Origin of the sequence: Cupriavidus neocaledonicus, from assembly GCF_000372525.1 — a bacterium.
Lineage (GTDB): Bacteria > Pseudomonadota > Gammaproteobacteria > Burkholderiales > Burkholderiaceae > Cupriavidus > Cupriavidus neocaledonicus.
The window spans coordinates 35,888-49,902 of record NZ_AQUR01000083.1 but is presented as its reverse complement, the minus strand read 5'-3'; the positions used below and the strand labels follow the sequence as shown (position 1 = coordinate 49,902).

The following is a 14,015-nucleotide window of genomic DNA, read 5'->3' as shown; positions in this document are numbered from 1 at the left end:
AAAAATTAAATGGGGTCGGAGCACATTAAATAACGCACCGTTTCGGTGAATCATTTAAATGGGGACACATGTAGTTTATGATGCTTTCGCCGCATTTCCGGTGGTGTTCCGCACCTTTTTGGGGCGCCCCTTCGGCAATGGCTGAACACGTCGTGTTCCGTGTCTCTCCAGCTGCGCCAGGAACGCTTCGTCACCCAGCGGCCAGCCGCTATGCGCATGGGCGCGCAAGGTGTCCAAAGTCTTGCCGGACAGGCCTTCGGCGCTGAGCATGCGGTAGTTCGACTGGCGTTCGAACGGGGTATTGCCGAGTTCCCAGTAGGCGGCGTGGTCGCTGACAAAAGGACTGGCCTCGATGCCGGCGTGATGGCGGTAACTGCTCCAGCGGTCGGCCTCCGGCGTGTTGAGCTCCCCGGCGCGCACCGCGTTGCCCTCGACGTAGAGCATGGCCGGCAGCATCCACTGGGCCGGGTCGAACACGGCGGAGCGGAAACGCCCTTCCCACAAGGTGCCGGTGCGGCCCGCCGCGCGGTTGAAGTAGCGCGCATAGCGACGCCCGACCGCCTGCATGGTCAGGCTAAGCGCGTCCTCACTTTTTGGCGTTGCCACCAGGTGAACATGATTGGGTCGCAGCGCGTAGGCGTGGACCGCGAGGTCGTGTTCGCGCGCGGCCATGCGCAGGCAATCGAGGTAATGCAGGTAGTCGTCGGGACCGAGGAAGACGGCCTGGCGATTGTTGCCGCGCTGCAACACCAGCGCGGGCAATCCGGTGGGGGAAAAACGGGGAAGGCGGGCCATGACAGTGTCGTGCGGGCTGCGATCCCCGCATCATAGCCTGATCCGTCCCTAATTTTCAGGGCGCGGTGCCCTCGCTGACCGCGAAGATGCGTCGATGCTCGCGAATGGCGTAGCGGTCGGTCATGCCGGCAATGTAATGCGCGATCAGGCGCGACTGGTCGCCGCCATGGCTGGCCTGGTACTGCGGCGGCAGCAGGCGCGGATCGGACATGAAGGCCTGGAACAGGTCGCCGACGATGCGCTGGGCCTTGGCGGACATCCGCATCACCAGATAGTGCCGGTACAGGTGGCGGAACAGAAAGCGCTTGAGCGCGGCGGCTTCCTCGTGGATCTGCGCACTGAAGCCGACCAGCGGGCCGGCGGCCCGCACCGCGTCGATATTGCGCGGGTTGGCGTCGGCGATATTGCGGCTGGTGGTTTCGATCAGGTCGACGATCAGCGTGTTGATCATGCGCCGGACCGTCTCGTTGATGGCGCGGCGGCCATTGATGCCGGGGAACGCTTCGGCCACCTCGGCCCGGTGGCGGCCCCACATCGGCACCTCGTCGAGCTGCTCCAGCGTCAGCAGCCCGGACCGCAGGCCGTCGTCGATATCGTGGTTGTTGTAGGCGATCTCGTCGGCGAGGTTGGCCAGCTGGGCTTCCAGCGACGGCTGCGTGCCTTCCAGGAAGCGCCGGCCCAGTTCGCCCAGCGCCGAGGCATTGACGCGCGAGCAATGCTTGAGGATACCCTCGCGCGTCTCGAAGGTCAGGTTCAGGCCGTTGAAGCCGCCGTAGCGCTCTTCCAGTTCGTCGACCACCAGCAGGCTCTGCAGGTTGTGCTCGAAGCCGCCGTGGTTCTTCATGCACTGGTTCAGCGCGTCCTGCCCGGCGTGGCCGAAGGGCGTGTGGCCCAGGTCGTGCGCCAGCGAGATCGCCTCGACCAGGTCCTCGTTCAGGCGCAGGTTGCGCGCGATCGAACGGGCGATCTGCGCCACCTCCAGGCTGTGCGTCAGCCGCGTGCGGAACAGGTCGCCCTCATGGTTGACGAAGACCTGGGTCTTGTACTCGAGCCGCCGGAACGCCGTGCTGTGGATCACGCGGTCGCGGTCGCGCTGGAATTCGCTGCGCGACAGCGACGCGGGTTCGGCGTGCACGCGCCCGCGCGTCTGCGCGGAGCGGGCGGCGTACGGGGCGAGGTGGCTTTCAAAGTCGGTCATGCGGCGCGTCCGGTGGCTGGGTCGGGGTGGCGAGGCATAACCGATCGGTCAGGCGACCGGTGCCTCGGTGGGAGGTTTCAGGACGGCGTGGGCCAGCGTCGCGCGCAAATCCGCGTCCGGCACGCTGGTGATGAACGCCTCGCCGAGCTTCTTCAGCAGGATGAACTTGATGCTGCCGGCCTCGGCCTTCTTGTCGACCTTCATCAGTTCGATATAGCGGTCGGCGCCCAGTTCCGGCGCCACCACCGGCAGCATCGCCGCCTGCGTCAGCGTGCGCACGCGCGCCAGCGTCTCGATATCGATGAAGCCGAGCCGGTGCGACAGGTCCGCTGCCATCACCATGCCGCATCCCACCGCTTCGCCGTGCAGCCAGGCGCCGTAGCCCATGCCGGCCTCGATCGCGTGGCCGAAGGTATGGCCGAAATTGAGGATGGCACGCAGCCCGCCCTCGCGCTCGTCCTGTGCCACCACGCCCGCCTTGATCTCGCACGAGCGCTGCACGGCAACGGCCATCAGCTCCGGGTCGCAGGCATTCAGTGCCTGGATGTTGCGCTCGATCCAGGCAAAGTACTCGGCGTCGGCAATGGCGCCGTGCTTGATCACCTCGGCCATGCCCGCCGCCAGTTCGCGCGGCGGCAGCGTGCGCAGCGTGTCGATGTCGGCAATCACCGCGTTGGGCTGGTGGAACGCGCCGATCATGTTCTTGCCGAGGGGGTGGTTGATGCCGGTCTTGCCGCCCACCGACGAATCGACCTGCGCCAGCAGCGTGGTCGGCATCTGCACGAACGGCACGCCGCGCATGTAGCAGGCGGCGGCAAACCCGGTCATGTCGCCGACCACGCCGCCGCCCAGCGCCACCAGCGTGGTCTTGCGGTCGGCGCCGGCCTGCAGCAGGGCATCGAAGATGCGGTTCAGCGTTTCCCAGTGCTTGAAGGCCTCGCCGTCCGGCAGCGTGACGGTGCGCACGGTCTTGCCCAGCGACGCCAGCGCGGCCTCGACCCGCGCCGCATAGAGCGGCCCGACGGTTTCGTTGGTGACGATGACGGCGTGCTGGCCGCGCACGTGCGGGCGCAGCAGCTCGGCGTTGTCGAGCAGGCCGGTGCCGATGTGGATGGGGTAGCTGCGCTCGCCCAGGTCGACTTCAAGGGTAATCATGGATTGGGGTCCTGCGCCGGTGGCCCGGCATCGCCCGCGGGCGCCGACGCCGGCTGCGGGGGATCGATCCGGAAACCGGCCATTTCAAGTTGCATCAACACCATATTAGCAAGCTGCGCCACCGAGGGCTTGCCGGTTTCGATGATGAAATCGGCGACTTCGCGGTAGAGCGGATCGCGCTCGGCGTACAGCGCCTCGAGCTTGCCCTTGGGATCCTCGGTCTGCAGCAACGGCCGGTTGCGGTCGTGCCGGGTGCGCAGCCACAGGTCGTGCGGGCTGGCGCGCAGGTAGACGACCGTGCCGCGCGCCTTCAGCACCTCGCGGTTCTCGGCGCGCAGCACCGCGCCGCCGCCGGTGGCGAGCACGATGCCCTGGCGCTGCGCCAGTTCGCGGATCATCGCGGTCTCGCGGTCGCGGAAGCCAGCCTCGCCCTCGAGTTCGAAGATCACCGGGATGCGCACCCCGCAGTGCGCCTCCAGCTCGTGGTCGGAATCGAAAAACGGATAGTGCAGGCGCCGCGCCACCGTGCGGCCCACGGTGGTCTTGCCGGCGCCCATCAGGCCGACGAAAAAGAGGTTGGGTCGATCGGATTCGGGGCGCTCGGCGCCGGATCGTTCGGCTTCGCGCCGATCCGGCGCCTGGCGCTGCGCCGCCGGCCCTGTCGCTGAGGCTGTCACGGGACTGTGGTTCGGGAGCGCGGCATGCGGGCCGTCCTCCCCGGTTGGGAACTGCATCATCTTCTTATGTTGTGGCGCGGCCGGCAAGTGCCGAATGCGGCATAGACCGCATTTCTCGCCGCTGCGCGTGCATGCCGGCGCGCCCGGCGGCTGTGGCGCACGGCGCAAAAAAAGGCCGCATCGGTCGATGCGGCCTGCCAGTCTACTGTATCCGGCGCCCCGGCCCTACCTGAGCGACACGCTTTCGTTCAGGATGCGCGGGGTCAGGAACACCAGCAGTTCGGTCCGGTTGCGGACCTTGGCGTTGTTCTTGAACAGGTAGCCCAGCACCGGGATATCGCCCAGCAGCGGCACCTTGTCGACATCGGTGGACTCGGTCTGGGTGTAGATGCCGCCGATCACCACGGTGCCGCCGTTCTCGACCAGCACCTGGGTCTGCACGTGCTTGGTGTCGATGGCAAAGCCCGAGGTGGTCTGGATGCCGACGCTGTCCTTGTTCACGTCGACGTCGAGCAGCACATTGCCTTCGGGCGTGATCTGCGGTGTCACCTCGAGCTTCAGGTTGGCCTTGCGGAACTGCACCGAGGTGGCGCCGCTCGAAGTGGCGGCCTGGTAAGGCAGTTCGGTGCCCTGCTCGATCAGCGCCTTGATGTTGTTGGCCGTGACCACGCGCGGACTGGAGATGATCTTGCCCTTGCCGTCCGCCTCCAGCGCCGACAGTTCCAGCGCCAGGAAGCGCGTGGCGGCGCTGTTGAACAGGCTCACCGCGATATTGGCCGGGTTGGTGCCGTTGATGGAACCGGCCGGCAGGCTCAGGAACGGGCCGTTGTCGGAGGTCGCTCCCGGCAGCACGTTGTTGTAGGTGTTGCCGACGCGGGCATTGTTGTACTGCCCGGCAAAGCCCAGCTTCACGCCCAGGTTGCGGCTGAAGGTATCGGTGGCCTCGACGATGCGCGCCTCGATGATGACCTGGCGCACCGGGATGTCGATCTTGCCGATAAAGCTCTGCACCTCTTCCAGCTTGGAGGCGATGTCCGACACAAAGAGCTGGTTGGTGCGCGCATCGGCGGTCAGCGAGCCGCGCCTGGACAGCATGCGCGTGCTGGCGCCCGCCGCCCCGGCGCCGCCGATGGGGGCGGCCGCGCCGCCGCCGGCGCCCATGCCCAGCAGCATCCGGCGCACGTCCTCGGCGCGCTGGTAATTGAGCTGGAACACCTGGCTGCGAATCGGCTCGAGGTCATTGATCTGCTGCTGCGACTCGAGCTCCAGCTTCTCCTTGGTCTGCAGCTCCGCCTTGGGCGCAACCCACAGCACATTGCCGTTGCGGCGCGACGCCAGCCCCTTGGCATCCATCACGATCTGCAGCGCCTGGTCCCACGGCACGTCCTTGAGCCGCAGCGTGATGTTGCCCTGCACGCTTTCGCTGGTGATTATGTTCAGGTTGGTGAAGTCGGCGAACACCTGCAGCAGCGAGCGGATGTCGATGTTCTGGAAGTTCAGCGACAGGCGTTCGCCGCGGTAGCCGGGGCCGCTGATCAGCTTGGTCGGATCCTCCTTGACCGGCCGGACCTCGACCACGAACTGGGTGTCGGTCTGGTACGAGCTGTATTCCCAGTTGCCGCGCGGCTCGATGGTCAGGCGCGCGTTGCCGTTGGCGTCGGAGGCGCGCATGCCCTGCACCGGCGAGCCATAGTCGCTGACGTCGTAGTGCCGCCGCAGGTTCTCAGGCAGCGTGGTGCCGAGGAAATCGACCACCACGTTCTTGCCCTGTTGCGCGATATTGATGCCCGACTCGCGCGAGGACAGGTCGACCACCACGCGCCCGGCGCCATCGGCGCCCCGGCGGAAGTCGATACCGCGCACCGACGGCCGCCCCGCCGCGGCGCCAGGCGCGGTCGCGGCCGGGGCGAAGGTCGGCGCGGCGTTCTTGGCCGCCGGCGCCACGTTATCCAGCGACACCACGAAGACATTGCCGCGCTGGTCGGTGCGATAGGTGGCGCTGCGCGTCAGGTCGAGGATCACGCGCGTGCGGTCGCCGATCTGCATCACATTGGCGGCCTTGACCAGCTTGCCGCCGTATTCATATTGCGCGCGCCGCTCGGCAAAGCCGGTATCGAAGAAATCGATCGCGAGCCGCGCCGGGTTCTGCGTGGTGAAATCGGCCGGCTTCTGCGCCAGCGGCCGTTCCAGCTCGACCACCAGCACGGTCTGCTCTCCGGTCGTGCTGACGTCCACCGACTTGATGCGGTTGCCCTGAGCCAGCGCCTGCGGTGCGGCGAGCGCAAGCCATAGCGCCAGCGCCGTGGCCATGGTCCTCATCACGGCGCCCGCACGCGCACGATACCAGCGCGCGGGGGTCATGCCGCCGCGTCCAGCTTCAGGCTGGTCATTTTCTCTTTCCACTCGGATACCCCCTCCCGGACCAATTCGCGCAGCACGATCTCCTGATCGGTGATGCGGACCACCCGGCCATAGCTCTGGCCGAGATACTGACCCACCTTCACATGGTGGACCTTGTTATCAACACGGACGATGCCGAAGGTTTCCCCCTGCTTCTTCATCATCCCGAGCATTTTGAAGTTTTCGAGCGGATAGTCCTCCAGCGGCTCGCGGCGCCGGCCGGCTTCGGGCGAATCGGCCAGGGTCTTGTTCAGTTCGCCGATCTTGGCCTGCGCGAACGGCTCGGGCGCACTGGCCGCGGCATATTCGCGCGGCACGTAGGGCCGGGCGTCGGGCACCGGCTCGGGCGGCTTGGCACGCGCGCTGCGGGTGGCGTCCATCCACTGGCGCAGCGCGTCCTCATCGCTGGCGCCGCAGGCGCCCAGCAGGCCGAGCGCCAGCGCCGCCGCCAGCGTGCGCCGCGACGCGGTCCATGCCAGGGCGCGGGTTCGAACGGTGCGGCTCATTTCGCGCCTCCTGCCTTGGCCGCGGCCGCGGCCGCGGCGGCCTTGCGTTGCGCCGCCTGTTCTTCGGCGTCGAGCGCGCGGTAGGCCATCGCCACCGCCTCCATCGACAGCCCGCCATCCTTGGTATTGGCCAGCTGCAGGTTCTGCATCGACACGATCCGCGACAGCGCCGCGACATCGGCGTTGAACTGCGCCACCTCGTGATAGCGCCCGGTCACGCGCAGGTTCACCGGGATCTCGGCAAAGTAGGGCTTGATCACCGCCGCCTGCGGCTTGAACAGCTCGAACTGCAACCCACGCGCGACGCCGGCATGGTTGACATCGGCCAGCAGCGCGTCCATTTCCGTCTTGTTCGGCAACTGTCGCTCCAGCAGCGCCACGCGCTGCTCGACCTGCTTTTTCTGCGCGCGCAGCGCGTCGAGGTTGGCTACCTGCGCCACCTTGGACTGGAACGCCTGCTTCAGGCTTTCCTGCTCCTGACGCTGGCGCTCGAGCTCGTCGAACTTTGCGCTCCAGTAGAACTGCCAGCCCAGCAGCAGCACCACCGCCGCGGCCAGGATCGCGAACAGAACGCGTGGCGCGGCCGGCCAGGTCTCCGGCTCGTTCAGGTTGAGCCCGCGGAACTGGCTGGTCAGGTCAGCCAGGTTGATTTCGGTATTGAGCGCCATGGTCAGGCCTTTCCGGCCGCGGGGGCGGGTGCGGCTGCAGGTGCGGCTGCAGGTGCGGTTGCAGGTGCGGCGGCTGGCGCCGAAGCGCCCGCGGCGGCCTTCTTGCCGTCGGCCGGGGCCTCCGGCGCGCGGTACGCGAAGCGCATCGAAAAATCGAACAGCCGGCGCTGCTCGCGCAGGTTGTTAGTCATGGTGACCGCCTTGGACTCGACCAGCTCGGCCTTGTCGAGCCAGGGCACCTCGCCCAGGTTGCGCAGCAGCTCGGAAATGCGTTCGTTGGACTGCGCCACGCCGGCGATGGTGAAGGCCTCGCCGGCCTGCTTCAGGCTGGTCAGGTAGACGCCTTCGGGCACCTGCCGCACCAGTTCTTCGAGCAGCTGCACCGGGCGGTTGCGCTCGGTCTGCAGGCTTTCGACCGCCTTCTGGCGCTGCAGCAGCGCGTCGATGTCTTTCTTCAGCGTGTTGACTTCGCGGATCTGCCCGTCGAGCCTGGCGTTTTCCGCGCTCAGCACCTGGTTCAGCGCCACCACGGACGCGATGCGACCGTCGATATAGACGCCACCCAGCAGCACCACGGCCGCGCCGGCGGCTGCCGCTGCGCCCAGCATGGTGTAGACCTTCTTGCGCCGCGCCGCCTTGCGGGCTTCATGGTAGGGCAGCAGGTTGACCGAAGGCAGTGTGTTGGTTGACATCTCGTGCCTCCGGTGCGTTATTGCAGGCCGCGCAGGGCCAGCCCGACACTGACGATATAGGCCGGCAGGTCGCGCTGCAGGTAGCGCTCATTGACCTTGGCGTTGGTCGCCATGTTGGCGAACGGATTCGCCAGCGTGGTGGTGATTTTGGTCTGGTGCTGGATCGCTGCCTGCACGCCGAACAACGATGCATGCCCGCCGGACAGCAGGATCTCGTCGACCCGTCCCAGGCTGGAACTGGCGATGAAGTTGCCGATGGCGGACTGCACTTCCATGGCCAGGGCATCGAGCGAGGGCTTGAGCAGCTGCGCGCGCCAGGCTTCGGGCAGCGTGTTCTTGCGCTTCTTGATCTCGGCCTTGAGCGCGTCAAGCGTGAACATGCGCGCCGCGCTTTGCGTGAGCTGGTCGCCGTAGCTGTTCAGCGGCTGTTCGTAGAGTTCTTTCCAGCCCTGGTAGAAGATAGCCTTGGAGCGGCTGCCGCCCAGGTGGACCACCGCCACCACCGGCAGCGCGCGCGCGTCGGCTTCGGACATCTCCTGCGGCACGCCCAGCATCTGCACGATCGAGCGCTGCACCGCGTATTCCTCGACATCCATCACCTGCGGCTTGAGGCCGGCCATTTCGGCCGCGGTCACGCGCTCCTGCACGCGATCGCTGTTGGCGGCGGTGACGCGCACGCCGATGCCGCCCTCGGTCTCGCTGGGGCCAATCACGGCAAAGTCGAAGTTGACCGCCTGCGACGGCGGATAGAGCCGGTGCGCCTCGGATTCGACCTGGGAATAGAGTTCGTCTTCGGACAGGTTGTCCGGCAGGCTGACCGTCTGCGATTCGGTCAGCATCGAGGGCACGCCCAGCACCACCTCCCTGGAGCGGATGCCGGCCTTGCCGAGCGCGCGCCTGAGCGCGATCCCGACTGCCTCGATATTGATGACGTTGCCATCGGCAACGGCATTGCGGTCCAGCAGTTCGCTGGCGCATTTTTCCAGCCGGTAGTCTTGCCTGCTGCCCCCGACGGAGAGCTCGACTACCTTGACACTGGATGACCCGATATCCACGCCGACCGTAGTCCGGCGCAGAAGCCCCGACAGAATGCCCCGACGCAAGGTGACCCCCTGACTTTTGAACTCGCCCCTGGCTTGAACGCTCTAATCGGGCGAGCCTAGTTTCTTGAATGAAACGTGTGCTTTTTATGTTGGCCGATTCTCACAAAATCCGGCATCGGTGGCAACGTGCCGAACTGGGCCAAACTTGTTTTTGAGAAGGCCCTCACCAATCCGTTGCCAAAACCCCACGGTCGTCGGGTTCCCTTCCATGCCTGCCTGTGCCGCGCGCTTCCCCCCGTAGTCACGGCCAACGTCGCCCTGCACGCCGGCATCCGCGGTCTTACATCTTGTAACAGCGCGATAGCGGCGCCCCCGCCACTGTGCGCCCGGGCGGGCCGATGCCGGAAGATATAATCGCGAGCACCCCTGACTAGGTATTTCCCTTATGGCCACAGCACAACACAAGCCGCCCCACCCTGCCCGCCGTTCGATCTGGACGCGGCTCATGTTCTGGGCGGTGGGACTGGTTGTCGCCGGTGCCGTCGTGATTGCGCTGCTGCTGGGATACGCGCTGCTGGTGGCCGCCCCCAACCTGCCATCGCTGGACACCATCACCGACTACCGGCCCAAGATTCCGCTGCGGATCTACACCGCGGACAATGTGCTGATCGGTGAATTCGGCGAAGAGCGGCGCAACTTCGTGCCCATCGCCGAAATCCCGGACGTGATGAAAAAGGCCGTGCTGGCGATCGAGGACGATCGCTTCTACGAGCATGGCGGCGTCGACTTCGTCGGCGTGATGCGTGCCGGCCTGGCCAACCTGCGCGGCGGGCTGTCGCAGGGCGCCTCCACCATCACCATGCAGGTGGCGCGCAACTTCTTCCTGTCCAGCGAAAAGACCTACACCCGCAAGATCTACGAGATGCTGCTGGCGTACAAGATCGAGGCCAACCTGAGCAAGGACCAGATCCTCGAGCTGTACATGAACCAGATCTACCTGGGCCAGCGCGCCTACGGCTTCGACAGCGCCGCGCGCGTGTACTTCGGCAAGTCGGTGCGCGATGTGACGCCGGCCGAGGCGGCGATGCTGGCCGGGCTGCCGAAGGCACCGTCGGCGTACAACCCGGTGGTCAACCCGCGCCGGGCCAAGGTGCGCCAGGAATACATCCTGCAGCGCATGCGCGACCTGCGCTACATCACGCCCGAACAGTACGACGAGGCCGTGCAGGCCCAGCTGAAGGTGCGCACCGAGGGCAACGAATTTTCCACGCACGCCGAATACGTGGCCGAGATCGTGCGCCAGCTGATGTACGCGCAATACCGCGAGGAAACCTACACGCGCGGCCTGACGGTCTACACCACGCTGACCAAGACCGACCAGGACGCCGCCTATGAAGCCGTGCGCACCGGCATCATGAACTACGAGCGCAAGCACGGCTACCGCGGTCCCGAAGCCTTCATCGACCTGCCGTCGGACCCTGCCGAACGCGAGCAGGCCATCGACGATGCGCTGGTCGAGCACCCGGGCAGCGGCGACCTGCGCTCGGCGGTGGTCACCAGCGTGTCGCCCAAGCAAGTCAAGGCGACGCTGCTGTCCGGCGAAGTCGCGACCATCGAAGGCGCGGCGCTGCGCTTTATCTCGCCGTCCTTGTCGGCCAACGCGCAGCCCAAGATGAAGATGCGCCCGGGCGCGGTGATCCGCGTGACGCAGGACGAGAAGAACAACTGGGCGGTGACGCAGCTGCCGGAAGTGGCCGCGGCGTTCGTGTCGATCAATCCGCAGGATGGCGAGATCCGCTCGATGGTGGGCGGCTTCGACTTCAACCGCAACAAGTTCAACCACGTGACCCAGGCCTGGCGCCAGCCCGGCTCCAGCTTCAAGCCGTTCATCTACTCGGCGGCGCTGGAAAAGGGCTTCTCGCCGGCCACCGTGATCAACGATGCGCCGCTGACGATCGGTCCCGATACCGGCGGCCAGGTGTGGGAACCGAAGAACTACGACGGCCGCTTCGAGGGCCCGATGACCATGCGCCGCGCGCTGGCCAAGTCCAAGAACCTGGTCTCGGTGCGGATCCTGCGCGCGATCGGCACGCAGTACGCCCAGGACTACATCACCCGCTTCGGCTTCGAGGCCGACAAGCACCCCGCCTACCTGCCGATGGCGCTGGGCTCCGGCGCGGTGACGCCGCTGCAGATGGCCGGCGCCTACTCGGTGTTCGCCAACGGCGGCTACCGCGTCAACCCCTACCTGATCCAGAAGGTGGTCGACGCGCGCGGCAACGTGATCTCCGAAACCCATCCGCAGCGCGCCGGCAGCGACGCCGTGCGCGTGCTCGACGCCCGCACGGCCTTTATCGCCGACACCATGCTGCGCGACGTGGTGCGCTACGGCACCGCCAACAGCGCCAAGCAGCGCCTGGGCCGCAACGACCTGGCCGGCAAGACCGGCACCACCAACGACGCGGTCGACGCCTGGTTCGCCGGCTACACCCCCAACCTGGTGGCGATCGCCTGGATGGGCTATGACCAGCCCAAGAGCCTGGGCGTGCGCGAAACCGGCGGCGGACTGGCGCTGCCGATCTGGGTCGGCTACATGAGCAAGGCGCTCAAGGGCGTGCCGGAGTCTCCGGAACGGCCCGCGCCCGAAGGCGTGCTGATGGTGGGCGGCGACTGGACCTTCGAAGAGAATGCCGGCGGCGCCGGCGTGGCGTCGGTGGGCCTGGGCGATCCGTGGCCGGGCAAGCCGGAAGAATCCACGACCCCGTCGGTCGATACCGAGTCCGAGAAACGCAAGATCCTGGAGATGTTCGGCGGCGCCTGAGCGCGCTCGCCAGACAGCAGAAAGCCGGCCGCCAGGCCGGCTTTTCTTTTTGGGCTTTGGGGGCCTGGCGTCAGTGCAGGCTGAGGCTGGCGCCCGCCTGCTCGCTGACATAACCCGACAGCGCCATGTACAGCTCGCCGCCGTTGCGCGTATCGACCCAGCGCTCGCCCTCGCGGCGGAAGTGGAAACCGCCCGCGCGCGCGGCCACCCACAGTTCCTGCATCGGCGCCTGGCTGTTGATGATGATCTTGGAACCGTTCTCGAATTCCAGTTCCATCACGTTGCCGGTGCGGCTGATTTCAATGTCGGCGTCGGCCGCGTCGGCGGCCGCCTCGACCGCGGCTTCGATGCGGTCCAGCTCGCGCGTGGCCAGGGCCAGGAACTCGCTTTCGCTCAAGGGGGGCATGCTAAACTCCGAGACCGCCGTTGCCGCCGCTGCCCGAACCGGGCGTACGTGGCGCGAACGGCTTTTTTTGTTAAGAATCCTCCGGATGGCCGGCCAGCGCGCCGGGCCATCCAACGCCTTGCCAACAAGCCAAAAGGACGACCCGATGCTGCGTCGTGTTGCGATTGTATCGGCGTTTGCCGCCGCCCTTGCGATGCCCCTGCTGGGCGGATGCGGTATCCGCGGGCCGCTGACCCTGCCCAAGGTGCCGCCCGAGCCGACCCCGCCGACCGTGCCGGATCCGGGCCTGGGCCGTGCCGATGCCGTGCCGCCCGCACCCGCCACGCCGGCACCGGCATCGTCCCCCGCCGCCCCCACCACCCGATAACCATGACCGCATTCTTTCACCGCCAGGACGGCGCGCTTGCCGTCGAGCAAGTGCCGCTGGCGCGCATCGCCGCCGAGTTCGGCACGCCCACCTACGTCTATTCGCGCGCGGCGCTGACCGCCGCGTACCAGGCCTACGCCGCCGCGTGCGCGGGCCGCAAGGCGCAGGTGCAGTACGCGATGAAGGCCAACTCCAACCTGGCGGTGCTGCAGGTGTTCGCCCGCCTGGGCGCGGGCTTCGACATCGTCTCGGGCGGCGAGCTCAAGCGCGTGCTGGCCGCCGGCGGCGATCCGCGCAAGGTGGTGTTCTCGGGCGTGGGCAAGAGCGCGGCCGAAATGGAACTGGCGCTGGCGCAGGACGTGCGCTGCTTCAACGTCGAGTCGATCCCCGAACTGGACCGCCTCAACGAAGTGGCCGGCCGCGTCGGCAAGCGCGCGCGCGTGTCGCTGCGCATCAACCCCGACGTCGACGCCAGGACCCATCCCTATATCTCCACCGGCCTGAAGGGCAACAAGTTCGGCATCGCCTTCGAAGACGTGCTGCCGACCTACCGCGCCGCCGCCGCGCTGCCGCACCTGGCGGTGACCGGCATCGACTGCCATATCGGTTCGCAGATCACCGAGGTCGAGCCCTACCTGGAAGCGCTGGACAAGGTGCTGGACGTGGTCGAGGCGCTCGAGCGCGAAGGCATCAGCCTGGAACACATCGACGTGGGCGGCGGCCTGGGCATTACCTACACCGACGAGACCCCGCCGGACATCACCGGCTTCGCCACCACGCTGCTGGAGCGCGTCGCCGCGCGCGGCCACGGCCACCGCGAGGTGCTGTTCGAGCCGGGCCGCTCGCTGGTGGGCAACGCCGGCGTGCTGCTGACGCAGGTGGAATTCCTCAAGCCGGGAGCGGCCAAGAACTTCTGCATCGTCGACGCCGCCATGAACGACCTGGCGCGCCCGGCCATGTACGAGGCCTATCACCGCATCGAGCCGGTGGCGCAGCGCGACGGCGCGGCCGTGACCTACGACATCGTCGGCCCGGTGTGCGAATCCGGTGACTGGCTGGGCCGCGACCGCGCGCTGGCGGTGCAGCCCGGTGACCTGCTGGCGGTGATGTCGGCCGGCGCCTACGGCTTCACCATGAGTTCCAACTACAACACGCGCCCGCGCGCCGCCGAAGTGATGGTCGACGGCAGCAAGGTGCACCTGGTGCGCGAGCGCGAACTGGTCGAAGACCTGTTCCGCGACGAGCGCCTGCTGCAGGACTGAGTCCCCGCAAACCCGGCCCGCCGCG

The 14,015-nt window shown here is 67.1% G+C and carries 13 protein-coding genes; 3 read left to right on the top strand and 10 right to left on the bottom strand.

The features are described 5' to 3' along the window. Nucleotides 1–75: 75 nt before the first annotated feature. From A3AG_RS0108095 to pilM, 9 genes are all read right to left on the bottom strand, one after another. Nucleotides 76–795 (bottom strand): transposase, encoded by a 720-nt coding sequence (locus tag A3AG_RS0108095; protein WP_018004916.1) that lies wholly within the window; start codon nt 793–795, stop codon nt 76–78. A 55-nt stretch (nt 796–850) separates the two neighbouring features. Beyond that, on the bottom strand, nt 851–1,993 hold the full coding sequence (locus A3AG_RS0108090) for a deoxyguanosinetriphosphate triphosphohydrolase (protein WP_018004915.1): 1,143 nt from the start codon (nt 1,991–1,993) through the stop codon (nt 851–853). Nucleotides 1,994–2,041: 48 nt separating this feature from the next. Beyond that, nucleotides 2,042–3,148, bottom strand: a complete 1,107-nt coding sequence (gene aroB, locus A3AG_RS0108085; protein ID WP_018004914.1) for a 3-dehydroquinate synthase — start codon at nt 3,146–3,148, stop codon at nt 2,042–2,044. Then, the gene (locus A3AG_RS31505; RefSeq protein WP_370866976.1) at nt 3,145–3,825 is read right to left on the bottom strand and encodes a shikimate kinase; all 681 of its coding nucleotides are present in this window, start codon (nt 3,823–3,825) and stop codon (nt 3,145–3,147) included. The genes aroB and A3AG_RS31505 overlap by 4 nt, the downstream gene beginning before the upstream one ends. Nucleotides 3,826–4,050: 225 nt before the next feature. Further along, the gene (locus tag A3AG_RS0108075) at nt 4,051–6,186 is read right to left on the bottom strand and encodes a type IV pilus secretin PilQ (RefSeq protein ID WP_018004912.1); all 2,136 of its coding nucleotides are present in this window, start codon (nt 6,184–6,186) and stop codon (nt 4,051–4,053) included. Continuing rightward, nucleotides 6,183–6,731, bottom strand: coding sequence for a pilus assembly protein PilP (locus A3AG_RS0108070; RefSeq protein ID WP_018004911.1), 549 nt, complete (start codon nt 6,729–6,731; stop codon nt 6,183–6,185). Before A3AG_RS0108070 ends, A3AG_RS0108075 begins: the two co-directional genes overlap by 4 nt. Next, nucleotides 6,728–7,399, bottom strand: a complete 672-nt coding sequence (locus A3AG_RS0108065; RefSeq protein WP_018004910.1) for a type IV pilus inner membrane component PilO — start codon at nt 7,397–7,399, stop codon at nt 6,728–6,730. The genes A3AG_RS0108070 and A3AG_RS0108065 overlap by 4 nt, the downstream gene beginning before the upstream one ends. Before the next feature lie 2 nt (nt 7,400–7,401). Next, nucleotides 7,402–8,091, bottom strand: a complete 690-nt coding sequence (locus A3AG_RS0108060; RefSeq protein WP_018004909.1) for a PilN domain-containing protein — start codon at nt 8,089–8,091, stop codon at nt 7,402–7,404. A gap of 17 nt (nt 8,092–8,108) precedes the next feature. Further along, entirely contained in the window at nt 8,109–9,179 is a 1,071-nt protein-coding gene (gene pilM / locus A3AG_RS0108055; protein WP_026164033.1) for a type IV pilus assembly protein PilM, read from the bottom strand. Between the two features lie 400 nt (nt 9,180–9,579). Here pilM and A3AG_RS0108050 point away from each other — a divergent pair, with 400 nt between their 5' ends. Next, nucleotides 9,580–11,955 (top strand): penicillin-binding protein 1A, encoded by a 2,376-nt coding sequence (locus A3AG_RS0108050; protein ID WP_018004907.1) that lies wholly within the window; start codon nt 9,580–9,582, stop codon nt 11,953–11,955. Nucleotides 11,956–12,025: 70 nt separating this feature from the next. Here the strand turns inward: A3AG_RS0108050 and cyaY are convergent, their stop codons facing one another. Further along, nucleotides 12,026–12,361, bottom strand: coding sequence for an iron donor protein CyaY (gene cyaY, locus A3AG_RS0108045; protein WP_018004906.1), 336 nt, complete (start codon nt 12,359–12,361; stop codon nt 12,026–12,028). Nucleotides 12,362–12,506: 145 nt separating this feature from the next. Here cyaY and A3AG_RS31500 point away from each other — a divergent pair, with 145 nt between their 5' ends. Both A3AG_RS31500 and lysA read left to right on the top strand, forming a co-directional pair. Continuing rightward, entirely contained in the window at nt 12,507–12,728 is a 222-nt protein-coding gene (locus A3AG_RS31500; protein ID WP_035848178.1) for a hypothetical protein, read from the top strand. A gap of 2 nt (nt 12,729–12,730) precedes the next feature. After that, on the top strand, nt 12,731–13,990 hold the full coding sequence (lysA, locus tag A3AG_RS0108040; RefSeq protein ID WP_026164032.1) for a diaminopimelate decarboxylase: 1,260 nt from the start codon (nt 12,731–12,733) through the stop codon (nt 13,988–13,990). The last annotated feature ends 25 nt before the right edge of the window (nt 13,991–14,015 follow it).